The sequence below is a fragment of the Aeromicrobium sp. genome, from assembly GCF_032084975.1.
Lineage (GTDB): Bacteria > Actinomycetota > Actinomycetes > Propionibacteriales > Nocardioidaceae > Aeromicrobium.
Genome location: NZ_DAMDLR010000009.1, coordinates 39,133 through 62,220, shown reverse-complemented (window position 1 = coordinate 62,220; position 23,088 = coordinate 39,133). Strand labels below are relative to the sequence as shown.

At 71.2% G+C, this 23,088-nt stretch carries 24 protein-coding genes; 7 read left to right on the top strand and 17 right to left on the bottom strand.

The window, feature by feature from the left end:
- Positions 1-21 precede the first annotated feature (21 nt).
- Both RT323_RS03970 and murI read right to left on the bottom strand, forming a co-directional pair.
- Positions 22-783 (bottom strand): MBL fold metallo-hydrolase, encoded by a 762-nt coding sequence (locus tag RT323_RS03970; protein WP_313405190.1) that lies wholly within the window; start codon positions 781-783, stop codon positions 22-24.
- Complete coding sequence (gene murI, locus RT323_RS03965; protein WP_313405189.1) at positions 780-1,586, bottom strand: glutamate racemase; 807 nt, start codon at positions 1,584-1,586, stop codon at positions 780-782. Before murI ends, RT323_RS03970 begins: the two co-directional genes overlap by 4 nt.
- A gap of 129 nt (positions 1,587-1,715) precedes the next feature.
- On the opposite strand from murI, the gene RT323_RS03960 reads away from it, so the two are divergent.
- Together RT323_RS03960 and RT323_RS03955 are read left to right on the top strand one after the other, a co-directional pair.
- Positions 1,716-3,047 (top strand): GH1 family beta-glucosidase, encoded by a 1,332-nt coding sequence (locus RT323_RS03960; protein WP_313405187.1) that lies wholly within the window; start codon positions 1,716-1,718, stop codon positions 3,045-3,047.
- The gene (locus RT323_RS03955) at positions 3,044-4,264 is read left to right on the top strand and encodes an MFS transporter (protein ID WP_313405185.1); all 1,221 of its coding nucleotides are present in this window, start codon (positions 3,044-3,046) and stop codon (positions 4,262-4,264) included. The genes RT323_RS03960 and RT323_RS03955 overlap by 4 nt, the downstream gene beginning before the upstream one ends.
- A 113-nt stretch (positions 4,265-4,377) precedes the next feature.
- On the opposite strand, the gene RT323_RS03950 is transcribed toward RT323_RS03955, so the two are convergent.
- A complete protein-coding gene (locus RT323_RS03950) occupies positions 4,378-4,794 on the bottom strand; it encodes an organic hydroperoxide resistance protein (RefSeq protein WP_313405183.1) in 417 nt (138 codons plus the stop codon).
- Positions 4,795-4,846: 52 nt separating this feature from the next.
- Between RT323_RS03950 and RT323_RS03945 the strand changes: the two genes are divergently transcribed.
- Positions 4,847-5,287, top strand: a complete 441-nt coding sequence (locus RT323_RS03945; RefSeq protein ID WP_313405182.1) for a MarR family transcriptional regulator — start codon at positions 4,847-4,849, stop codon at positions 5,285-5,287.
- A 1-nt stretch (position 5,288) separates the two neighbouring features.
- Here RT323_RS03945 and RT323_RS03940 read toward each other — a convergent pair whose 3' ends face one another.
- The 6 genes from RT323_RS03940 to clpS all read right to left on the bottom strand — a co-directional run bounded on the left by RT323_RS03940 (position 5,289) and on the right by clpS (position 8,942).
- Positions 5,289-6,266, bottom strand: coding sequence for a ribose-phosphate pyrophosphokinase (locus RT323_RS03940; protein WP_313405181.1), 978 nt, complete (start codon positions 6,264-6,266; stop codon positions 5,289-5,291).
- Between the two features lie 39 nt (positions 6,267-6,305).
- Complete coding sequence (locus RT323_RS03935; RefSeq protein ID WP_313405179.1) at positions 6,306-7,253, bottom strand: cysteine synthase; 948 nt, start codon at positions 7,251-7,253, stop codon at positions 6,306-6,308.
- Between the two features lies 1 nt (position 7,254).
- Positions 7,255-7,533 carry a MoaD/ThiS family protein gene (locus RT323_RS03930; RefSeq protein WP_313405177.1) on the bottom strand — a complete coding sequence of 93 codons (279 nt, stop codon included), beginning with the start codon at positions 7,531-7,533 and terminating at the stop codon, positions 7,255-7,257.
- 1 nt (position 7,534) lies between these two features.
- Positions 7,535-8,008 (bottom strand): M67 family metallopeptidase, encoded by a 474-nt coding sequence (locus RT323_RS03925; protein WP_313405176.1) that lies wholly within the window; start codon positions 8,006-8,008, stop codon positions 7,535-7,537.
- Positions 8,009-8,076: 68 nt separating this feature from the next.
- Positions 8,077-8,640 carry a DUF2017 domain-containing protein gene (locus RT323_RS03920; protein ID WP_313405174.1) on the bottom strand — a complete coding sequence of 188 codons (564 nt, stop codon included), beginning with the start codon at positions 8,638-8,640 and terminating at the stop codon, positions 8,077-8,079.
- Complete coding sequence (gene clpS, locus RT323_RS03915; protein WP_396171881.1) at positions 8,637-8,942, bottom strand: ATP-dependent Clp protease adapter ClpS; 306 nt, start codon at positions 8,940-8,942, stop codon at positions 8,637-8,639. The genes RT323_RS03920 and clpS overlap by 4 nt, the downstream gene beginning before the upstream one ends.
- 59 nt (positions 8,943-9,001) lie before the next feature.
- Between clpS and RT323_RS03910 the strand changes: the two genes are divergently transcribed.
- Positions 9,002-10,288: a nicotinate phosphoribosyltransferase gene (locus RT323_RS03910; RefSeq protein ID WP_313405215.1), complete on the top strand. Its 1,287-nt coding sequence runs from the start codon at positions 9,002-9,004 to the stop codon at positions 10,286-10,288.
- Between the two features lie 75 nt (positions 10,289-10,363).
- Here RT323_RS03910 and RT323_RS03905 read toward each other — a convergent pair whose 3' ends face one another.
- Positions 10,364-11,392, bottom strand: coding sequence for an LLM class flavin-dependent oxidoreductase (locus RT323_RS03905; protein WP_313405171.1), 1,029 nt, complete (start codon positions 11,390-11,392; stop codon positions 10,364-10,366).
- Between the two features lie 59 nt (positions 11,393-11,451).
- On the opposite strand from RT323_RS03905, the gene RT323_RS03900 reads away from it, so the two are divergent.
- The gene (locus tag RT323_RS03900; protein WP_313405170.1) at positions 11,452-12,483 is read left to right on the top strand and encodes an aminotransferase class V-fold PLP-dependent enzyme; all 1,032 of its coding nucleotides are present in this window, start codon (positions 11,452-11,454) and stop codon (positions 12,481-12,483) included.
- A gap of 4 nt (positions 12,484-12,487) precedes the next feature.
- Here RT323_RS03900 and RT323_RS03895 read toward each other — a convergent pair whose 3' ends face one another.
- The 6 genes from RT323_RS03895 to RT323_RS03870 form a co-directional block, all read right to left on the bottom strand.
- A complete protein-coding gene (locus tag RT323_RS03895) occupies positions 12,488-13,315 on the bottom strand; it encodes an oxygenase MpaB family protein (protein ID WP_313405169.1) in 828 nt (275 codons plus the stop codon).
- Positions 13,312-14,277: an alpha/beta hydrolase gene (locus RT323_RS03890; RefSeq protein WP_313405167.1), complete on the bottom strand. Its 966-nt coding sequence runs from the start codon at positions 14,275-14,277 to the stop codon at positions 13,312-13,314. The genes RT323_RS03895 and RT323_RS03890 overlap by 4 nt, the downstream gene beginning before the upstream one ends.
- Before the next feature lie 51 nt (positions 14,278-14,328).
- A complete protein-coding gene (locus tag RT323_RS03885; protein WP_313405165.1) occupies positions 14,329-15,450 on the bottom strand; it encodes a hypothetical protein in 1,122 nt (373 codons plus the stop codon).
- 223 nt (positions 15,451-15,673) lie between these two features.
- Positions 15,674-17,365, bottom strand: coding sequence for a DEAD/DEAH box helicase (locus RT323_RS03880; RefSeq protein WP_313405164.1), 1,692 nt, complete (start codon positions 17,363-17,365; stop codon positions 15,674-15,676).
- The gene (locus tag RT323_RS03875; RefSeq protein ID WP_396171876.1) at positions 17,362-17,646 is read right to left on the bottom strand and encodes a DUF3039 domain-containing protein; all 285 of its coding nucleotides are present in this window, start codon (positions 17,644-17,646) and stop codon (positions 17,362-17,364) included. The genes RT323_RS03880 and RT323_RS03875 overlap by 4 nt, the downstream gene beginning before the upstream one ends.
- An 81-nt stretch (positions 17,647-17,727) precedes the next feature.
- Entirely contained in the window at positions 17,728-18,279 is a 552-nt protein-coding gene (locus RT323_RS03870; protein ID WP_313405161.1) for a YqgE/AlgH family protein, read from the bottom strand.
- Between the two features lie 48 nt (positions 18,280-18,327).
- On the opposite strand from RT323_RS03870, the gene RT323_RS03865 reads away from it, so the two are divergent.
- Entirely contained in the window at positions 18,328-19,080 is a 753-nt protein-coding gene (locus tag RT323_RS03865) for a MerR family transcriptional regulator (protein ID WP_313405160.1), read from the top strand.
- 12 nt (positions 19,081-19,092) lie between these two features.
- Here RT323_RS03865 and RT323_RS03860 read toward each other — a convergent pair whose 3' ends face one another.
- Entirely contained in the window at positions 19,093-20,079 is a 987-nt protein-coding gene (locus tag RT323_RS03860; RefSeq protein WP_313405159.1) for a DUF3048 domain-containing protein, read from the bottom strand.
- Between the two features lie 91 nt (positions 20,080-20,170).
- On the opposite strand from RT323_RS03860, the gene RT323_RS03855 reads away from it, so the two are divergent.
- Positions 20,171-23,088: DEAD/DEAH box helicase (locus RT323_RS03855; RefSeq protein WP_313405158.1), on the top strand; the 2,918-nt coding region annotated here is incomplete at its 3' end.

Below are 23,088 nucleotides of genomic sequence, written 5' to 3'. Positions count from 1 at the left end.
ACCCCGGCAATCCCTGGCGGGTTACAACTCGACTACGTCGCCCGGCTCCACCAGGCGGTAGGCGCCGGCGTAGGTGGTGCGCAGGTCGGCCTCGACCTCGGCGCGGTCGGTCCACGGTGGGATGTGCGTGAGCATCAGGTGGTCGATCTCGGCCTCGGTGGCCAGGCGACCCGCCTCGGCGCCCGTGAGGTGCAGGTCGGGCGGGTTGTCGGCGGACTCGACGAACGAGGCCTCGCACAGGAACAGGTCGGCTCCGCGCGCGAAGGTCGCCAGGCTGGGATCGTGCCCCGTGTCGCCGGAGTAGACCAGGACACGGCCCTCGTGCTCGAGCCGCATGGCGTACGCCTCGACGGGGTGCGGGGTCCGGTGCGCCCTCAGGGTGAACGGGCCGACCGTGGTCTCGAGGCCGTGGGTCAGCGCACGGAACTCGAACGGCAACGTCATCCCGTTGGGGGCGGTCGTGCCGTACGCGTTCGACAGGTGCCAGTCGGCTCCGTCGGGTGCGTAGACAGGAAGGCGCGGAGGCGCGCCGCCGGGGTGGTACTTGCGCACGACGTACAGGCCGCTCATGTCGAAGCAGTGGTCCGGGTGCAGGTGCGACAGGCTGATCGCGTCGATGTCGCGCAGGTCGATGTGCTCCTGCAGCGGTCCGAGCGCACCCGACCCCAGGTCGAGCAGCAGGCGGAACGTACGTCCCTCGAAGGGCGCCTCGACGAGGTAGCAGCTGGCGGCGGAGTCGGGGCCGGGGAACGAGCCCGAGCAACCGACGATCGTGAGCCTCACATCGTCACCCACGCGAACTGGTCGACCGACTCGACCTCGGGCCCCAGGAAGCGACGGCCGAGATCGGCGAACTCGGCCGGGTGACCCGTCGTCAGGAAGCGGTGGGCCGGGTCGGGCAGCGCCGGGTCCCGCTCGAGGCCGTGCGAGGCGAGCAGCCGATAGACGTCCTTGGCCGTCTCCTCGGCGCTGGACACCAGGGTCACGCCGTCGCCCATGACGTACGCGAGCACGCCCGTGAGCAGCGGATAGTGCGTGCAGCCGAGCACGAGCGTGTCGACACCCGCCTGCTGGAGCGGCGCGAGGTACTCCTCGGCGACGGCGAGCAGCTCGGGACCGCCGGTCACGCCCGCCTCGACGAACTCGACGAAGCGCGGGCAGGTCTCGGTGCGCAGCTCGATGCCCGGGTTGGCGGCGAACGCGTCGTCGTAGGCGCGCGAGGTGGCGGTGGCGATGGTGCAGATGACGCCGACGCGGCCGTTGCGGGTGGCGTTCACCGCGCGGCGCGTGGCCGGCAGGATCACCTCGACGACGGGCACGTCGTACCGCTCGCGAGCATCCCGGAGCACGGCCGCGCTGGCGGAGTTGCACGCGATGACGAGCGCCTTCACGCCCTGGGCCACCAGGTGGTCGAGGCATTCGAGCGCGTACTCGCGCACCTCGGAGATGGGCTTGGGGCCGTACGGCTGCCTCGCGGTGTCGCCGAGGTAGACGATCGGCTCGTGCGGCAACTGGTCGAGCACCGCGCGGGCCACGGTGAGACCACCGAAGCCCGAGTCGAAGATGCCGATGGGTGCGTCGCTCACACGTCAGAGGGTAGACAGGTTGAGCCGACAAAGCGCAGTCAACCCGGTGTTACGTCCGCCTCGCTGCCTGCGGAGGGGCTCTCGGCCGAGTGCTCACCGGCCAGGCCGATCATCGGGCAGGATGGGGCCATGCGTGACGTACCTCACTTCGGCAGCGATTTCGTCTGGGGCGTCTCGACCGCCTCGTACCAGATCGAGGGGGCCGTCGACGAGGACGGGCGCGGACGCTCGATCTGGGACGAGTTCAGCCACACTGCCGGGCGCACCCTGAACGGCGACACGGGCGACGTCGCCTGCGACCACCTCCACCGCTACCGCGAGGACGTCGCGCTGATGGCCGATCTCGGCGTCGACGCGTACCGCTTCTCGATCGCCTGGCCGCGCATCCAGCCTGACGGCGTCGCCGTCGAGCCGCGCGGTCTGGACTTCTACGACCGCCTCGTCGACACGCTGCTCGAGCACGGGATCGAGCCCAGCGCCACGCTGTTCCACTGGGACTCGCCGCTCGCCCTCGAGGCCGACGGAGGGTGGGAGAACCGCGCCATCACGGACCGGTTCGCCGAGTACGCCCGCATCGTCGGCGAGCGGCTGTCTGACCGGGTGACGCGCTGGTTCACGCTGAACGAGACCGTCGTCTTCACCCTCCTTGGCCACGGCAACGGCATCCACGCCCCGGGCAAGGAGCTCGGCTTCGGCGCGATGCAGGTGGCGTGGCACCAGCTCCTCGCCCACGGCAAGGCGGTGCAGGCGCTGCGCAGCACGGGCGCCACGCGCGTCGGTCCCGCGAACAACCACACGCAGGTGCGTCCGATCGACGACTCGCAGGAGACCCGGGACGCGGCGCACCTGTTCGACCTCGTCTACAACCGGGCCTTCCTGGACCCGATCCTGCTGGGGACGTGGCCGCTGGCCGGGATCGTCGACCCCGTGGCGCAGGACGGCGACCTCGAGATCATCAGCCAGCCCATCGACTTCCTCGGCGTCAACTCCTACAACCCCCAGTACATCGCCGCGGCGCCCGCGGGGTCCGCCATCCCGTTCGACCAGGTCACCCCCGAGGGGCTGGAGTACAACGACTTCGGCTGGCCGATCATCCCCGACGGGTTCACCCAGATGCTGACGGGCCTGCGAGAGACGTACGGTGACGCCCTGCCGCCGATCCTGATCACCGAGAACGGTGGCGCGTTCAACGAGGCTCCGGGCGCGGACGGGCACGTGCACGACCAGCGGCGCATCGACTACACGGCCGCCCACCTGGCCGCGTTGAAGGACGCGATCGATGCCGGCGTCGACGTCCGGGGGTACTTCCACTGGTCCTTCATGGACAACTTCGAATGGGCCGAGGGCTACTCGCAGCGGTTCGGCCTGACGTGGGTCGACTACGCCACCCAAGAGCGACTGCCGAAGGACTCGTTCCACTGGTACCGCGACCTGATCACGGCGCAGAAGGGCACCAGGTGAGCGCTGGCGTCCAGCCGCTCGCGCCCGTGCGGATGCCGTGGCTGCTGTCGATCGGCCTGGTCAACCTCGGCACGTACGTCGCCTTCTTCGGACCCCTCGCGGTGCTGCTGCCGCAACAGACCGAGGCCATCGTCGGCGACGGCAAGGAGGCCGCCCTCGCCGTCGTGACCGGCATCGGCGCGGCGATCTCGATGGTCGCCAATCCGCTCTTCGGCGCGCTGTCCGACCGGACTCGGTCCCGGTTCGGCCGGCGCGTCCCGTGGATCACGGGCGGATCGGTCGTCGGGGCTCTCGGCCTCACCATCTTGTCCGGCGCGAGCGAGTTCTGGCAGGTCGTCGTCGGGTGGTGCCTCGTGCAGGCCTCGGTGAACGCCTCGCTGGCCTCGATCACCGCGACGCTGCCGGACCGGGTGCCGGTCGTCCAACGCGCGTGGGCCAGTGGAGTGGTGGGCCTGGGCCAGACGCTGGGCATCCTGGTGGGTGCCGGGCTGGCGATCGCGTTCGGCGGAACCCGTGCCGGCTATCTCGCGTGTGCCGTGTTCCTGCTGCTGAGTGCGCTGCCGTACCTCGTCCGCAGTCACGACGAGCCGCGGACGGAGCGCCTCGCGTGGTCGGGCCGCGCGTTCGTGCGGTCGTTCTGGATCTCGCCGTCGCAGCACCCGGACTTCGCGTGGGCGTGGCTGACCCGGTTCGTCGTCAACCTCGGCAACGGGATCGCGACGCTGTACCTGCTGTACTTCCTCACGGACGCCGTCGGCGTGGCCGACCCCGACGGCGGCGTGTTCATCGTCATCGCGGTGAACTCCGTCGTGGTCGCGATCTCGGCGGTCGTGGCCGGCCGCTGGTCGGACCGCGTCAAGCGTCGCAAGGTGTTCGTCGTGTGGGCCGGCGTCGTCATGGCGATCGCCGCGCTGCTGCTGGCGTTCTGGCAGACGTGGCCCGGAGTCCTCGTGGCCGCGGTGGTGCTGGGTGTGGGGTTCGGCGCCTTCATCGCCGTCGATCTCGCGATCATCACCGAGGTGCTGCCCGACGAGGCGGGCTTCGCCAAGGACCTCGGCGTCATCAACATCGCGAACGCCCTGCCGCAGGTCATCGCGCCCGTGATCGCCGCGGTGATCGTGACGCAGCTCGGCGGCTACACGACGCTGTACGTCACGGCGGCCGTCGTCGGCCTGATCGGAGCGGTCGCGGTCGTCCGCATCCGCGGCGTCTCCTGAGGGACGCGGTTGCCTGCCGCGCCCGCTCCCCCTCTGCCACTTGTGTGAACGGATCCACGCCGTTGGCACCCAGTGGCGTGGATCCGTTCACACAAGTGGCCGGGTCAGGCGGGTCAGGCGACCGTGAGCTCGACCTCGATGTTGCCGCGGGTGGCGTTCGAGTACGGGCACACCTGGTGGGCGGCCTCGACGAGCTTCTGGGCCTCCTCGCGCGGGACGCCCGGCAGCGTCACCTCGAGCGCGACGGCCAGGCCGAAGCCGCCCTCGCCGTTCTCGCCGATCGACACGTCCGCCACGACCTCGGAGTCGGTGACGTTCGCGCCGGACTTCTGCGCCACGAGACGCAGTGCGGAGTGGAAGCACGCGGCATAGCCGGCGGCGAAGAGCTGCTCGGGGTTGGTGGCACCCCCGGCGCCGCCCAGCTCCTTCGGGGAGCGGACGTCGGTGGACAGGATGCCGTCGGTGGACTCGACGTGGCCGTTGCGGCCGTCTCCGGTGGCGACGGCGCTGGCAGTGTAGAGAGGCTTCATGTGCTCAACTCTATTGCGCGCAATCGAATCGGACAACATATACGCTGGAGTGATGGACGCCGACCATCCGCAGCTCGCGCTCGACCAGCAGATCTGCCTGCCCCTCTACGCTGCCTCGCGTGCCGTGACGCGACGCTACGGCGAGCTGTTGGGCGACGTCGGGCTGACCTATCCGCAGTACCTGTGCCTGCTCGCCCTGTGGGAGGCGGACGGGCCGCTGGGCGTGGGCGACCTGGGCACGCTGCTGCACCTGGACTCCGGCACGCTCACTCCCCTGCTCAAGCGGATGGAGTCGGCCGGGCTCGTGTCACGGGCCCGCGACACCGCCGACGAGCGACGAGTCCTGGTCAGCACGACCGACGCGGGCCGTGCCCTGCGCGAGCGCGTCGCCGACGTCCCGGCCCGCCTCGTGGCCGGGATGAACATGACGGAGGCCGAAGGACGGACTCTGCGCGGCCTCCTCGACCGCCTCGTGGACGAGCTGGAGCGCTGAGTCAGAGCGGCAGCTTGGGCTGCGGCGGGGCGTGGGCCGGGTCGACGCCGTCGAACAGGCTGGAGACCGACTCGCCGGCGTGGATGCGGGCGATCGCCTCGGCGAACAGCGGGGCGACGGAGCGAACCTTGAGCTCGGGCCAGTCGGCGGGTGCCGGAACCGTGTCGGTCGTGACGACCTCGGTGATCGAGGGGTGTGAGCGCAGCCGCTCCACCGCCTTCCCGGCGAACAGGCCGTGCGTGCAGGCGACCGACGCCTCGGTCACGCCGAACTCCTCGAGCTTGTCCATCAGCTCGATGATCGAGCCGCCCGTGGCGATCTCGTCGTCGAGGACGATCGCGCGCTTGCCCGCGACGTCACCGACGATCGTGTCGATGACGACCTTGTCGTCGGCCTTGCGCTGCTTGCTGCCCGCGGCGACGGGCAGCCCGAGCAGGCGCGCGAACTGCGAGGCCGTCTTGGCGTTGCCGAAGTCGGGCGACACGACGATCGCGTTGCTGAGGTCCTGGGCCCGGTAGTGCTCGGCCAGCTCGCCCAGCGCCGTCAGGTGGTCGACCGGCATCGAGAAGAAGCCGTGGACCTGGGGCGCGTGCAGCGTCATCGTGACGACACGGCTGACGCCGGCGGTCGCCAGCAGGTCGGCGACGAGCTTGCCGCCGATCGAGATGCGCGAGGCGTCCTTCTTGTCCGAGCGTGCGTAGGCGTAGTGCGGCACGACGACCGTCACCGACGCCGCGGACGCGCCACGCGCGGCATCGACCATGAGGAGCAGCTCCATCAGGTGGTCCTGCGTCGGCGGCACGAGCGGCTGCACGATGTAGACATCGCGCTGGCGGCAGTTCGCCAGCAGCTGCACCTGGAGGCAGTCGTTGCTGAAGCGGGTCGTCTCCGACCGGCTCAGGGTGACTCCGAGGTGACTGCAGATCTCCTCGGCCAGGGCACGGTGGGCACTTCCCGAGAAGACCACGATGTCGCTCACGCGTCGAAGGCTAACGCGTCCGACGACCCCGTGAACAGGTCAGGCCCAGAGCTGGCCCTCGAGGCGGTCCTCGGCCTCGTCGATCGTGCCCTCGTAGGCGCCGGTGGACAGGTACTTCCAGCCGGCGTCGGCGATCACGAAGGCGATGTCGGCGCGTTCGCCGGCCTTGACCGCCTTGGCGGCCTGGCCGAGCGCGGCGTGCAGGATCGCGCCGGTGGAGATGCCGGCGAAGATGCCCTCCTGGTCGATCAGCTCGCGCACACGGCGCACCGCGTCACGCGGGCCGACCGAGAAGCGCGAGTCGATCAGCGAGTCGTCGTACAGCTCGGGCACGAAGCCCTCGTCGAGGTTGCGCAGCCCATAGACCAGCTCGCCGTAGCGGGGCTCGGCGGCGACGATCCGCACATGCGGCTTGTTCTCGCGGAAGAACCGGCCGACGCCCATGAGGGTGCCGGTGGTGCCCAGGCCCCCCACGAAGTGCGTGATCTCGGGCAGGTCCTCGAGCAGCTCGGGCGCGGTGCCGCGGTAGTGCGCGTCGGCGTTGGCCGGGTTGCCGTACTGGTACAGCATCACCCAGTCCGGGTGCTCGGAGGCGAGGCCCTTGGCGACCCGCACGGCCTCGTTGGAGCCACCCGCGGCGGGCGAGCTGATGATCTCGGCGCCGAACATCGTGAGCAGCTGACGTCGCTCGACCGACGTGTTCTCGGGCATGACGCAGATCAGCCGGTACCCGCGCTGGCGGGCGACCATGGCCAACGAGATGCCGGTGTTGCCGCTAGTGGGCTCGAGGATCGTGCAGCCCGGGGTCAGCGACCCGTCGGCCTCGCCGGCCAGGATCATCGACAACGCGGCGCGGTCCTTGATCGAGCCGGTGGGGTTCCGGTCCTCGAGCTTGGCCCACAGCCGCACGTCCTCACTCGGCGACAGGTTCGGCAGTCCGACCAGGGGCGTGCGGCCGACCGAGTCGACGAGCGAGTCGTAGCGCATCTCAGGCGGCGCCGCCGGCGACCGCCGGCAGGATGACGACGGTGTCGCCGTCGGAGACCGCGGTCTCCAGGCCGCCGGTGAAGCGCACGTCCTCGTCGTTGACGTAGACGTTGACGAAGCGACGCAGCTCGCCGCCGTCGATGAGGCGCTCCTTGATGCCCTCGTGGTTCGCCTCGAGATCGTCGATCAGGGCGGACAGGGTCGCGCCCTGGGCGGTGACGGCGCGCTCACCCCCGGTGTGGGGGCGCAGGATCGTGGGGATGCGGACCTCGGCGGTCATGTCAGGCTTCACCTTCGGTGTCGGGGACGGACTCAGCAGTGCTGTCGTCGGTGTAACGGTCGACGACGCGAACTTCTTCCTCGGTGACCTCTCCGTCGACGATGCGGTACGAGCGGAAGTCGACCGGGCCGGACTCGTGGGCGCCGTCGCGCGTCGAGACCAGGACGTAGTGCGCGCCCGGCTCGGACGCCAGGTTGACGTCGGTGCGCGACGGGTACGCCTCGGTGCCGGTGTGCGAGTGGTAGATGACGACGGGCTCCTCGTCGTTGTCGTCCATCTCGCGGTAGAGCCGCAGCAGGTCGCCCGAGTCGAACTCGTAGAACGTGGGCGACATCGCGGCGTTGAGCATCGGGATCAGTCGCTCGGGTCGGTCGGAGCCGTACGGCCCCGCGATGACGCCGCAGGCCTCGTCCGGGTGGTCGCAGCGGGCGTGGGCGATGATCGCCTCCACGTGCTCGCGCAGGATGGTCAACACGATTCCCGAGTCTATCGAGGACGGTCGCGTCCCCGGCCGGGCATCCGGACCGCGGACGCCGGACGGGCTCAGGCCACGTTGACGAGCGTCTCCTGCACGAAGCCGAGCCAGTCGAACACGTCGCCCATGGCGACCGTCGCCTCGTCGTCGGACTCGGCCAACCGCTCGGCGTCCTCCTCGGTCTCGATCCCCAGTCGTACCGCGAGCGCCAGCCTGATGTCGGTCAGCGCCCGCAGCCAGGCCATGACCTGCGCGGGGTCGAGGTCGACCTCGACGTGCTTGGCGCCGATGTCGAGGCCGCCCTCCTCGAGGGAGGCGATCACGGTGCGCGCGTTCTCGACCTTGGCCGACGACAGCGACTGCTCGGTGAAGCGGCGGAACTCGGCCGCGTCGTCCGGGGCGTCGCGGTAGGCGTCGGGCAGGAGCCGGGCGAGCACCGGGTCCTCGGGCGGCTGGGCCGGTCCGGTCATGCCGATGAGCTGGGCCAGCGGGTCGGGCTCGGCCTCGCTCGGACCGTTGCGGTCCTGCAGCAGCTCGACGACCTGGCTGGTCAGGTTGACCAGCAGCTGCGCCTCGTTGAGCTCGAAGGTGGCCGTGACGTTGCCGCGACGGCGGCGGCGGAACGGCTTCACACCTCTCCTCGCTCGAGCGTGGCCCACAGGCCGTACTCGTGCATCGCCTGCACGTGCCGCTCCTGCTCCTCGCGTCGTCCGCTGGAGACGACGGCGCGACCTTCCTCGTGCACCGCGATCATCAGTTGGTTCGCCTTCTCCTCGGTGTAGCCGAAGTAGGTCCGGAACACGAACGCCACGTAGGACATCAGGTTGACGGGGTCGTTCCAGACGATCGTCACCCACGGGTCCTCGAGTTGGACGACGAGGTCGGACTCCGGCTTCTCGGTCTCGACGGGGGTGGGGGTGCTCACGACTCCCATTGTGCCTGCCCCCGGGTCGCCCGCGAGACCCTCGCCCGGGTTCTAGGGTGAAGCCCATGGTGTCCACCGCGCTGCTGACCGACCACTACGAGCTGACGATGCTGCAGGCCACGCTGGCCGACGGCACGGCCGACCGGCGGTGCGTGTTCGAGGTCTTCGGGCGCCGCCTCAACGGTGGGCGCCGGTTCGGGGTGGTGGCCGGCACAGGCCGGGTGCTCGACACCTTGGCCCACTTCCGATTCGGTGACGACGAGATCGACTTCCTGCGCCGTCACGAGATCGTCGACGCCGCGACGTGCGACTGGCTGGCCGACTACCGGTTCACGGGCGACATCTGGGGCTACCCCGAGGGCGAGCTGTGGTTCCCCGGCTCCCCCGTCCTGCGGGTCGACGCCACGTTCGGCGAGGGCGTGATCCTCGAGACGGTGATCCTGTCGATCCTCAACCACGACTCGGCGATCGCGTCGGCCGCGGCGCGCATGACGATGGCCGCCGGCGACCGGCCGTGCATCGAGATGGGCACCCGCCGCACGCACGAGGAGTCCGCCGTGGCCGCGGCGCGAGCGGCGTACATCGCGGGCTTCGCGGCCACGTCGAACCTCGAGGCAGGCCGACGTCATGCGATCCCGACGGCAGGCACGGCAGCGCACGCGTTCACGCTCGTCCACGACACCGAGCGGGACGCGTTCGCCTCACAGGTCGCGTCGCTCGGCCACGACACGACACTGCTGGTCGACACGTACGACACGTCGCAGGGCGTCGCGACGGCGATCGAGGTGGGCGGACGCGAGCTGGGCGGCGTCCGCCTGGACTCGGGCGACCTCGGCGACGTCGCCCGAGCGACGCGAGCCCAGCTGGACGCGGCCGGCAACACGGACACCCGGATCACGGTCACGAGCGACCTGGACGAGTACGCGATCGCGGCGCTGGCCGCCGACCCGGTCGACGGGTACGGCGTCGGCACGTCGCTCGTGACGGGCTCGGGCGTGCCCACCGTCGGGTTCGTCTACAAGCTGGTCAGCCGCGAGGGCGCGGACGGCACGCTCGTGGGCGTCGCCAAGAAGAGCAAGGACAAGGCGTCCGTCGGCGGTCGCAAGACGGCGCTGAGGCGGCTCTCGTCGCGCGGTGTCGCCGAGGCCGAGGTCGTCGGCGTGGACGTGCGACCCCGCGACGACGGGGACGACCGCGAGCTCATGGTGCCGCTCGTCGAGGGAGGCCAACGGGTGGACACGTCGACCCTGCAGGACGCGCGCGAGCGACTGCAGGCCTCGCTGCGTGAGCTGCCCGCAGCCGCCCGTCGCCTCTCGAAGGGCGATCCGGCGATCCCGACGGTCTACGAGGACTGAAGGAGCCCGCTGGCAGTGACGTTCACGGGGGAAATACGCCGTGCGAGCCCCCGAAACGTCACTGCCAGCGCTGCCTCAGCCGGCCAAGAGCTCGAGGGTGCGGACGCGGGCCGGGGAGGTGCGGGGATCGGTGCCTCGCCGAGCCGAGGCCACCGGGTGGACCATGACCTCGTCGACGTCGAACTGGGCGGCGAGCGACTCCAGCTCCTTGCGAGCGGTCTCAGGCTCGCCGACGACCATGCGGGCAAGCCCCGACTCCACGAGCGACTCCATGCCCAGGTCGAGCTCCAGCTCCTCCGCGTCCTCGACCAGGTCGACCGGGCCCATCGGCTTGCCGGTCATCAGCCGCGCCATGTTCTGCAGGTTCGGCAGGGCGAGCGCCGTCGCCTCGTCGGCCGAGTCGGCGACCACGACATTGGCGGTCAGGAACGTCGTCGGCTTCTCGCACAGGTCGCTGGGACGGAACTCGCTGCGGTAGACCTCGAGCGCCTCGGCCGTGCCCTTGCCGCTGAAGTGGTGGGCGAACACGTACGGCAGGCCCTTCGCCGCCGCCAGGTGCGCCGAGTACATCGACGAGCCGAGCAGCCACATCCGCGGCGAGCTGACCGCCGACGGGGTGGCCTTCAGGACGTACTGCTGGTTGGGGATCGGCACGCGGACGCCGCTGCCGTCCATCAGCGCGACGACGTCGTCGAGGTAGCGCGGGAAGTTCTGGATGTCGCTGTCGTCACGACCGGCGGCTCCCCGCAGCGCCCACGAGGTGACCGGGTCGGATCCGGGGGCGCGACCGATGCCGAGGTCGATCCGGTCCGGGTAGGCGGCCTCGAGCAGGGCGAACTGCTCGGCGACGGCGAGCGGCGCGTGGTTCGGCAGCATGACGCCGCCCGAACCGACGCGGATCCGCTCGGTCCGGCCGGCGAGCAGGCCGATCAGCACGGGCGGAGCGGTGGCGGCGACGGCCGGCATGTTGTGGTGCTCGGCCACCCAGTACCGCTCGAATCCCAGGCGGTCGGCCGCCTGAGCCAGTTCCGTGGTGGCGGCCACGGCGTCGGCCGTGGTCTGGTCGGTGCGGACAGGGACGAGATCAAGGACCGAGAACTTCACACCCGGGTCAACGGTCCGGCGCCGCGTTCGATTCCCGCCCGTCGCGCTAGCGTCGTCACATGCGCGAGGCCTTCGGAGCGACGTTCATCGGCCCGGAGGGCTACCTCAACTCGGCGACCTACGGCCTGCCACCGAAGGTCACCCTCAACGCCCTGGAGGCGCTGCACCGCGCGTGGGCCGAGGGCAGCGTGAGCGGGCCCGACTTCGACGCCGCCGTGGCCACGGCGCGCGCGGGCTTCGCGGCACTCGCCGGCGTTTCGATCGAGACCGTGACGATGGGCGGATCGGTTGCCGCCGTGCTGGGGCCGGTCGCGGCCGCCGTTCCCGACGGATCCCGTGTCCTCGTCGCCCGGGGCGAGTTCACCTCCGTGAGCTTCCCGTTCGCCGCCCAGCACGACCGCGGCGTCACCGTGACCGAAGTCCCGCTCGCGGACATCCCCGAGGCTGCCCCTGACCATGACGTCGTGGCGGTCTCGACCGTGCAGTCCGCCGATGGCGCGCGGGTGGACCTGTCCGGGCTGCGCGCACAGACCGAGGGCACCGACACGACCGTCATCCTCGACGCGACGCAGCAGCTGGGCTGGCTGCGACTCGACCTGGGCTGGGCCGACGTCGTCGCCGGGTCGAACTACAAATGGCTGCTCGGCCCCCGGGGCGTGGCCTGGGCCGCCTACTCCGACCGGCTGGCCGAGCGCCTGGTCCCCCACCACGCCAACTGGTACGCGGGCGAGAGCCCGTGGGACTCCATCTACGGGCTGCCGCTGCGGCTGGCGCGCAACGCCCGGCGGTTCGACACCTCCCCGGCCTGGTTCGCCGTCGCCGGTGCGGCCGCGAGTCTGGCCTGGCTGACGACGGTCGACCACCGGGCGGTGACGGATCACTGCCTCGCGCTGGCGCGCACCACCCGCCAGGCCCTGGACCTCCCCCCGCAGGAGTCGGCGATCGTCTCGATCCCGCGTGAGCACGCGGCGGCACGCCTGCAGGAGGCCGGCCTTCGAGCGGCCGTCAGGCAGGGGGCGGCTCGTGTCTCCTTCCACCTCTACAACACCGAGGACGACGTCGACCGACTGATCGAGGCGCTGCGGGGCTAGGGCGCTACGTCCCGAGGTCCTCGATCAGGAATCCGCCGGGATAGCTGCGGATCCGGCGCGAATCGCGGACGCGGCGGGGCTTGTGTCGCTCGGGCATGAACCGCACGAGCCGGCCGCGCAGCCGCAGCGCACCGTGGGACGCCCGCTCGAACCAGCGCGGCGGCTCCTCGTACCCGAACGCGGCCCTCAGGTGCGGATCCATGATCGCGATGCTGAAGCGGCGCAGCACCGGTGCGAGCGGCCGGGGATAGAACGTCACGAAGAGGTCGAGTGTGGCGTCCGCGACGGCGCGCGACCTCGGGTCGAACGCGAAGTGCTCGGCCTCGTACTCGTCCAGGAGCCGCTCGAAGCCGGCCAGGTCCTCGGGCAGGTCCCGGACGCCCATCAGCGTGCCGAGCCGGCGGTAGTAGTTGACGCCCGCGAGGTCCTCGTCGGGTGTCGGCCTGCGCCAGCCGTAGCGGTTGACCCAGCGGTTCGGCATCACGACGAACGTGGCCAGCACGTACCGCATGTCGTCGTTGGTGATGTCGTACCGGCCGTGCATCTGGTTCATCCGGCGGATCGCCGCACGCCCGGGTTGGGTCTCCATGCCCTGGTCGACGATCTCGCCCAGGATCAGCGCCGTGTCGTCGTGGCGCCGCTGTGTGTCGGTCGTGAACTGGTGCGTGTCGTGGAGCAGGCGTCCGATCGACGGCACCGCGTACGTGCGAAAGAGCGCGAAACTGAGGGCCTGCTCCATGTCCCACGGGAAGTCGTACTGCCCGAACATGCGCGAGATCTGCTCGAAGTCGACCTGAGGGTCGAGTCCGGCCGACCTCACGCGGCGGGTCATCTGGGCACCACGACGGTGGCGCCGAGGTAGTCGACGATGTCGTCCACGGCCTCCGCCGCGACGGGCACAACGCCGGGCAGGCTCAGGAAGCCATGGATCGCGGCGGGGTACTCGCGGTAGCGGACCCGGACGCCGGCGTTCTGCAGCGCGTCGCGATACCGGACCCCGTTGTCGAGCAGGGGGTCGTGGTCAGCGGTCAGGATGAAGGCCGGCGGGAGCCCGTCGAAGGACTCCGCGCGCAGCGGCGAGGCGAGCGGGTCGGTCGTGCCGTAGGAGTCGCCCATGTAGAGGTGCGCGAACGCCGACATGTTCGCCGAGCTGAGCACGGGCTCGTCGGGCATCCGCAGTTCCGAGGCGAACTTGTCGTACATCTCGACGGCCGGGTAGATCAGCACCTGCGCCGCGATCCGAGGGCCGCCCAGCGCGACCGCGCGCTGCGCGACGACGGCCGCCAGGTTCCCGCCCGCGCTGTCGCCCATCACGGCGAGGCGGTCGGGGTCGATACCCAGTTTCTCGGCGTGCTCGACGATCCAGCCGAGCGCCTCCCACGTGTCGTCCGTGGCCGCGGGGAACGGGTGCTCGGGCGCCAGGCGGTAGGACGGCGAGATCACCACGGCGCCGGTGCCGGCCGCGACGCGCGACGCCGTCCACGCGGACTGCTCGGGTGAGCCCTGCACCCAGCCGCCGCCGTGGAAGTTCACCACGACCGGGCGCGCTCCCCCGACGCCCGTCGGGCGGTGGACGACCGCGCGCAGGGTGCGGCCCTTGAGCGGGATCTCGATGCTCTCGGTACGCACGCGACGGTCGGGCCGGCCGAACACCATCCGTCCCACCGGCGTCCTCATCAGCCGGTCACGCTCGGCGCGCAGCGCGGCGTGGTCCTGAGCCTCCTCGACAGGAGTGGCCAGGCGTTTGAGGATGGCGGCGAAGGCCTTGGTGCGGGGCGCGAGGGGAGCAGTCACGGCGCCAGCCTAGAGGCTGGGCGTGACATGGGTCACCACGTTCCGCGTCAGTCAGCGTCCAACGCGCTTGGCCGCGAACCGCTCGGCCGCGACGCACCCACCCGGGCCGTAGTAGCGGAACGTCCCCCGCGTGACCTTCGTGCCGACCGCCCGGAACTGCAGGTGCGCGGTCCAGCCCTTGCCCTTCGCCGAGGCGTGCAGGATCCCGTTGCGCGCGATCGCGCGCTTCGGGAAGGCGTACGTGTTGCGCTTCACGTCGGCAACGTTGCCGTACCCGTTGCACCGCGTCAGGGTGCGGATCCGGAACTTCGCCACCTTGCCCTTGCTCACCGTGAAGGTGATCCGGCCCTTGGCTCCGCGGTACTTCCCGGCTGTGGCCCGCTTCGGCTGGCGGACCTGCTTGACCCGCACCGTCCGCTGGGCGACGACGCCGCCTGCGGCCCGGGCGACGAACTTGAGCCGCCTCGGCTTCTTGCGGCCGGCCGGCTTGACCTTGACGAGCGCCCGGTGGGTGGTGCCGTCCGAGATCGATCGCAGCGACCCGGCCTTCACCTTCAGTCCGCGCCCCACGCCGCGCACGGTGACGTTGCCCGCGTCCGCCGTGCCGACGTTGCTGATCGCCACCTCGACCGGCGTCCAGCCGCCCTGGGCGACCTTCAGCACCTTCTGGTTCTGGCCCAGGACGCTGGTCCGGCCGACCCTGAGGCGGGGCGCGCGCGTGACCGCGGCGGGGAGCGTGCCCACCAGCACGTCGTGGAACCCACGGGTCAGGAACTTGTCCTCCTTCGCGCGGAGTACCCGGACGCACTCCCACGGCTTGCTCGGTACGGGCCCCCACGAGGTCGGCGTGGACCCGCTCAGCCGATGGTTCGTCGTCGAGGCAAGGGCGTCGCTCCACTTGACGGCACCGGCCGCGCCCACGCACGTGCGGGCGGAGTTCCAGTGGCCGAACTGGACCGCCAGCCCCGATCCGTCGGCGACCGGCGGCGTCCCCAGCGTCGCCGCAGCATCGATGAACAGCGTGCCGCTGTCGTAGGACCTGATCTCGACCGCGGCACCGGCGATCCGGTGACCGGGAATTTCGGACGAGGGCTGACCTGCTTCGTGACGCCAGTTGGTTGCCACTCGCGTGACCAGGTTCTGGGCGACCGCCGACGCTGACTCACGGTCCACGCTCGCATCCGCCGTGGTCACCCCCGGCACCAACGCGAGTGCCAGCACGGCTCCGGATACCACCGCGGCAACGTTCCTGATCATGGCTCCCCCGAGACGGTCGAAGATCAGCACACCCTAGTCCACCCGCCTGCCGGCGTGCGCGATTCGTCGACATGCGCACTCTTTCGGGCTCAGAAAGGTACGCAGGTCCACACATCGGGCCTGTCGGTGGCGGGACGGGTCAACCCGAGGCGCGCAGCGCCCAGTCGCGCAGGGTGTCGATGCGGTGCTTCAGCTGATCGGTCGTGGCCTGCGCGGCGGCGGGTCCGCCGCACTCGTGGCGCAGGCGGTTGTGCGTGACGCCATGGGGCGAGCCGGTGCGGTGGTGCCAAGCGGCGACCAGCGAGTTGAGCTGACGGCGCAGCTCGGCGCGGCGCTCGTACTCGACGTCGGCCTCGGCGCGCGCCGGGGCGTCCTCGCGCTTGCGGGCGCGGGCGCTGCGCAACAGCTCGGCCACCTGGTCGCGCTCGAGCAGGCCCGGGATGCCGAGGAAGTCGAGCTCGTCTCCGTCACCGGCGACCATCTCGTAGTCGATCGGCGAGAATTCGTCGCCGTCGAACAAGACGCGGTCGAACGACGCCTCGCTGCCGATCGCGGCGTACTGGTTGCCCAGCTCGTCGCTGGCGCCCTCGGCCGCGTTGGCGCGCGCCATGAGCGCCTCCTCGGCCGCGAACAGGTCGGCCTCGTCGTGGACGGGCCGCCCGATCACGTGGTCGCGCTCGGCCTCGAGGTCGGCGGCCAGCTTCAGCAGGCCGGGCACGCTGGGCAGGAACACCGAAGCCGTCTCGCCGCGCCGGCGCGCACGCACGAAGCGGCCGATCGCCTGGGCGAAGTACAGCGGCGTGGCGACCGTGGTGGCGTAGACGCCGACCGCCAGGCGGGGCACGTCGACGCCCTCGCTGACCATGCGGACGGCGACCATCCACGGGTCCGTCCCAGCGGCGAACTCGGCGATCCGCGCGCTGGAGCCGGGCTCGTCCGAGAGCACGAGCGTGGGCTCGGTCCCCGTCAGCTCCTTGAGCAGCTTCGCGTAGGCGCGTGCCGAGGTCTGGTCACTGGCGATCACGAGCCCGCCGGCGTCATGGATGTCCCGGCGCACCTCGAGCAGGCGCTTGTGCGCGGCCTGCAGGACGGCCGGCACCCACGAGCCGTTCGGGTCGAGCGCGGTGCGCAGCGCCTGCGCCGTCTGGTCCTTCGTGAGCGGCTCGCCGAGTCGCGCCGAGACCTCGTCGCCGGCGCTGGTGCGCCACTGCATCTCACCGGAGTACGCCATGAACAGGACGGGCCGGACGACACCCTCCTTGAGCGCCGAGCCGTAGCCGTACGCGTAGTCCGCGACGCTGGAGATCGACCCGTCACCCATGGGCGCGTAGGTGACGAACGGGATCGGGTTGTCGTCGGAGCGGAACGGCGTGCCGGTGAGGGCGAGGCGACGGACGGCCGGCTCGCACGCCTCGAGCACGGCGTCGCCCCAGCTGAGGGCGTCGCCGGCGTGGTGGATCTCGTCGAGGATCACCAGCGTGCGGCTGCGCTCGATCCGCACCCGGTGACCGACGGGGTTCGTCGCCAGGCCCGCGTAGGTGACGCAGTACCCGTCGAAGCGGGCGCCAAGGGCTCCGCTGAGGTTGGGCTCGAGGGCGATCCCCGAACGGGCGGCCGCCTGGGCCCACTGGCTCTTGAGGTGCTCGGTCGGGGCGACCACCACGACCCGCTCGATGACGCGCCGGTGCAGCAGGTCGGCGGCGATCGTCAGTGCGAAGGTCGTCTTGCCGGCACCGGGCGTCGCGACGGTGAGGAAATCGGCCGGTTGCGTGCGGGCGTACTGATCGAACGCCTCACGCTGCCAGGCCCGGAGTGACTGGGCCGAGCTCACTGGTCGGAGTCACTCCCGGAGTCGTCGTCGTCGCCCGGGTTGAAGTTGTCCCAGATGTCCTTGCATTCGGGGCAGACGGGGAAGCGCTGGGGGTCACGGCTGGGGACCCACACCTTGCCGCACAGCGCGATGACGGGCGTGCCCATCACCATCGCCTCGGTCAGCTTGTCCTTCGGCACGTAGTGGCTGAAGCGCTCGTGATCGCCATTGTCGAGGCGCTGCTCGGTGCGCTCGTCCTGAACGGTCTGGGTGCCACGGCCGAAGAATCCCACGGACCCCATCGTAGGCGACGATCCCGACTCGGCGGGTGAGAGTGACGTCTCAGCAGGCGCCGTCGGCGTGTCGCCGCGTGAGCAGCAGCGTCAGTTCAGCGCCGGGTCGTCCGGCAGGGTCGCCCAGAACCGGATGTCGCCGCGCTGGCGGAGCAGCACCTCGTGCCAGAGCCGGTCCGGCGACGGCGAGAGGAGATCGGCCTCCTGCGCCGGCAGGACGAGCCACGCGCCCTGCTCGATCTCCTGCTCCAGCTGGTCCGTCCCCCAGCCCGCGTAGCCCGCGAAGACGCGCAGGCCCAGGAACTCGCCGTCGTGGGGCTGCGGCCCGTCGAGGTCGACCAGGCCCACGCGTCCGGTCATCTGCTGCCATCCGAGGGGACGGTCCGCGACGTCCGCGACGACGCCGACCGCCAGGGCGGAGTCCAGTCCGACGGGTCCGCCCTCGAACAGGCAGCCGGGCGCGTTGACCCAGCCGGCCCAGTCCGGCAGCACCTCGTCGACATCCGCGTCGGACGGGTGGTTGAGGATCACGCCGAGCGCGCCGTCCTCGTCGTGGTCGAGCACGTACACGACACTGCGCCAGAAGGGCCCCGCATCGATCGCCGAGGTGGCGACCAACAGCTGGCCTCGCACCGATGACATACCCCCATGATGCCGGACGTGACGTGGCCTACACCTAGACTTGCGGGCATGGCAGACGCCGCGCACGCCGACGAGTTCACGATCGATGTGCTGGCCGAGCGCGCGGGCATGACCGTGCGCAACGTGCGCGCCTACTCCACGCGCGGGCTGATCGCCCCGCCGCGGCTCGAGGGCCGCACCGGCTACTACTCCGAGTCGCACCTGCAGCGCCTCATCCTCATCCGCACCCTGTTGGGTCGCGGCTTCACCCTGGCGGCGATCGAGGAGTCGATCCTGAAGTCGCCGTCGACGGCTGCGAGCGTCGCGCTGGACCTCATCAACATCTTCGAGGCCGAGAGCGACGAGGACCCCACCGAGCTCATCGATCGGACCGAGCTGGCGTCCCTCGCGGGCGTCGCCCGCGACCACGAGCTGCTCGAGCAGATGAGCAAGCTGGGCCTGCTCGAGCTGGTCGACGAGAACACCGTCAAGCTGATCGAGCCGGGCGTCGTGCGTCCCGGTGCGGCCGCCGTCTCGAAGGGCCTGTCACCCGACAGCGTCGTCGACATCGTGCCGCACATGCGCGAGCACCTCGAGCAGATCTCGGACCGCTTCGTCCACCACGTCAGCCGCGACGTCGTGCAGCCGTTCCTGGACGCCGGCCTACCGCAGGAGGAGTGGCCCACCGTCTTCGAGAAGATCGACCAGCTGATCCCGATCGCCAGCCAGGTCGTCGTGGCGATGTTCCGCAGCGTCCTGCGCGAGGCGATCGAGGTCGAGATCGGCCGCAAGCTGGAGGAGCTGGCCGAGCAGGGCCAGTGACCCCTCCGGGACTCACTTCGCGGTCAGGTTGCCCGCGCCCTTGTTGACCAGCTCGATCCAGGTCCGGCCCTGCGGCAGCTTGAACTGCTGGCCGTTCTTGGTCCGCAGCACGATCGTGGCGGCGTTGTTCGCCTTCTTCCACGTCGCGTTGACGCGCGTGCCACCGGTGAGGACGACCGCCTGACCGCCGCCGTCGAAGACGGTCTCGGGGACCGGGTTGCCGGCCGGGTCGGTGTAGCCCGCGTCCTTCTCGTCGGCCCACAGGACCACGAGGTTCTTGGCGCCGAACTCCTTGTCGCTGGTGCCGTTGGTGCGCTTCCACGTCTTGCCGTCGAACTTCCAGCTCGTGGTGTGCGAGCGCGAGAACGTGACCGCGGCCTCGCCGACCTTCGGGCCCTTGGGGGCGGGGGCGTCCGGGGCGGCCCACTGGAAGTACGGGCGCTCGGGCTGCTTGGCCTTGGCCTCCTGGTTGACCTTCGACAGGTCCGCAACGACGTTGTACGGCGCGTAGCCGCTGTCGCGCGAGAGCCCGGCCGAGCCGGCGTCCTGCGAGTGGATCGCGAGGCCGGCGTCCTTGATCCGCGAGATCGTCCTGCCGGCACCGCCGGAGGCGACGACCTGACCGCGGACGGGCTTGGCGATCCCGATGTCCGTGGCGCGCATCGAGCGGACGTGCCCCACGTCGCCGGGCAGCTTCGAGTAGTAGAGCGCGGCCAGTCGGGTGACGCCGCCCTCCACCGTCTGCTCGACGACCATGTCGGCGCGCTCGACCGCCGTCTGGGGCGCAGACGCGGGGGTGTTGTCGATCTTGACGACGAAGACCGGGTTGCGCGGCGCCTTCTTCATCGTGGCGCCGGTCAGCGGGTTGATCGCGACGACCTCGGCGGCCGTGCCCTTGTTCGGATCCTTGGGGTCGGGCTCGGACTTCTTCTCGTCGTCCGAGCAGGCCCCCAGGGTCAGCAGGAGGGCACAGGTCACCGACAGCATCCGCAACTTCATGCCCTCAAGCATGCAGGAAGGGCGGTCACCGATTCGCACCGGCACGCCGCTCGGGACGCCACTGTCGGAGGTCGGTGCCACGATGGTTCCCATGCATTTCGGTGAGGCCACGACGACGTGGTTCCGCGAGTCGTTCACCGAGCCCACGCCCGCTCAGTCAGGTGCCTGGGAGGCCATCGAGAAGGGTCATCACACCCTCGTCGTGGCGCCCACCGGATCGGGCAAGACGCTGGCCGCCTTCCTCTCGGCGATCGACGGGCTGCTGCACCGCACGCCGCAGGACGAGGAGCGCACGTCGGTCCTGTACATCTCGCCGCTCAAGGCGCTCGCGGTCGACGTCGAGCGCAACCTGCGCTCGCCCCTGGTCGGCATCTCGGGGGTGGCCGCCCGACTCGGCCACGAGCTGGCGCCGGTCTCCGTCGGCACCCGGACGGGCGACACTCCCCCGGCCGAGCGACGGCGCCTGCAGAGTCACCCGCCCGACGTCCTCATCACGACGCCCGAGTCGCTGTTCCTCGTGCTCACCTCCGCCGCCCGCGAGATGCTGCGCGGGGTCCACACCGTGATCGTCGACGAGGTCCACGCGGTCGCCGGCACCAAGCGCGGGGCGCACCTGGCCCTGTCTCTCGAGCGACTCGACGACCTGCTCGACTCGCCCGCCCAGCGGATCGGCCTGTCCGCCACCGTCAGCCCGCACGACGAGGTCGCCCGCTTCCTCGGCGGCCGGGCGCCAGTGCAGGTCGTCGCGCCCGACTCGCCGTCGCGGCTCGAGCTGTCGGTGCGGGTCCCGGTCGAGGACCTCACCGAGATGCCGCCGCGCCACGAGGGCCCGCGCGAGGGGAGCGCGGCCCGCGGCGTCGACCAACCCCAGCAGGAGGCCGGCGGCACGATCTGGCCGCACGTCGAGGAGGCGATCGTCGATGCGATCCAGCGGGCCCGCACCACGATCGTGTTCGCGAACAGCCGTGGCGTCGCCGAGCGGCTCACGCAACGACTGAACGAGGTCTGGGTCGAGCGCGAGACGGGCTACCGTCCCGAGCCCGCGAACCGTCAGCCCGCGCACATGGGCGGGCTCTCCGGGCTGTCCACCGGCACCGAGCCCGTGCTCGCCCGCGCCCACCACGGCTCCGTCAGCAAGGAGCAGCGCGCGCTGATCGAGGACGACCTCAAGTCCGGCCGCCTGCGGTGCGTCGTGGCCACGTCCAGCCTCGAGCTGGGGATCGACATGGGCGCGGTCGACCTCGTCATCCAGGTGTCGGCCCCGCCCTCGGTCGCGTCTGGCCTGCAACGCGTCGGGCGCGCCGGCCACCAGGTCGGCGAGGTCTCACGTGGTCTCGTGTTCCCCACCGGCCGGCACGACCTGCTCTCCACCACCGTCACGGTCGAGCGGATGCTGGCGGGCCGGATCGAGAAGCTGGCGGTGCCGGCCAATCCGCTCGACGTGCTGGCCCAGCAGACGATCGCCGCCTGCGCGCTCGAGCCGATCGACGTCGAGGCCTGGTTCGACGCGGTCCGCCGCACGGCTCCCTTCGCGACCCTGCCGCACGCGGCGTACGAGGCCACCCTCGACCTGATCGCGGGGCGGTACCCGTCCGACGAGTTCGCCGAGCTGCGGCCCCGAGCCGTGTGGGACCGCCAGGCCGGCACCCTGACCGGCCGCCCCGGCGCGCAACGACTGGCCGTCACCAGCGGCGGGACCATCCCCGACCGTGGCATGTTCTCGGTCGTCCTGGCCGGCGAGGAGGGCACCGCAGGCCGCCGCGTCGGCGAGCTCGACGAGGAGATGGTCTACGAGTCGCGCATCAACGACGTCATCGCGCTGGGCGCCACCAGCTGGCGGATCCTCGAGATCACCGCCGACCGCGTCATCGTCGTCCCGGCGTTCGGCCAACCTGCGCGACTGCCCTTCTGGCGCGGCGACGCGATGGGCCGCCCGTACGAGCTGGGCGAGGCCATGGGCGCGTTCCTGCGTGAGCTCACCAGCCTGTCGCCGGCCAAGCAGCGAGCCCGGGTCGAGCAGGTGGGCCTCGACGCCTTCGCCACCAACAACCTCGCCGCCCTCATCGCCGACCAGCGCGAGGCGACGCGCCACCTGCCCACCGACACGACACTCGTCGTCGAACGGTTCCGCGACGAGGTCGGTGACTGGCGGATCATCCTGTTGTCGCCCTACGGGCGTGCCGTCCACGCGCCGTGGGCGCTCGTCGTCGGCCGGCGGATCGAGCAGCGGTACGGGGTCGACGGCGCGGTCGTGGCGTCCGACGACGGGATCGTCGCCCGGGTGCCCGACGTCACCGGCGAGCCGCCCGGCGCGGACCTGTTCGACCTCGAACCCGACGATCTGGAGCCCCAGGTCACCGAGCTGGTCGGCGGATCAGCCGTCTTCGCCGCGCGGTTCCGCGAGTGCGCCGCGCGCGCGTTGCTCCTGCCGCGACGCAATCCCGGCGCGCGGGCTCCCCTGTGGCAACAGCGCCGGCGGGCCGCGATGCTGCTCGACGTCGCGCGCAAGTACCCCGAGTTCCCGATCCTGCTCGAGACCGCCCGCGAGGTGCTGCAGGACGTCTACGACCTGCCCGCGCTGGTGACGCTGGCGCGGCGGATGCGCTCGCGCGAGGTCGCCCTCATCGAGGTCGGCACCGACGCCGCCTCGCCGTTCTCCCAGCGCCTGCTGTTCGGCTACGTCGGCGCCTTCCTCTACGACGGCGACCTGCCGCTGGCCGAGCGCCGCGCGGCCGCCCTGACCCTTGATCCCGACCTGCTCGGCCAGCTGCTCGGCCGCGCCGACCTGCGCGAGCTGCTCGACCCCGAGATCGTCGTCCAGACCGAGGCCGAGCTGCAGCGGCTCGTGCCCGAGCGCCACGCCAAGGACGTCGAGGGGGTGTCCGACCTGGTGCGCCTGCTCGGACCGCTGACCGCCGACGAGGTCGCCGAGCGCACCCGCGAGGAGTCCCGCCACGAGGTCGCCGGCTGGCTCAAGGAGCTGCGCGAGGCACGGCGCGCCATCGAGGT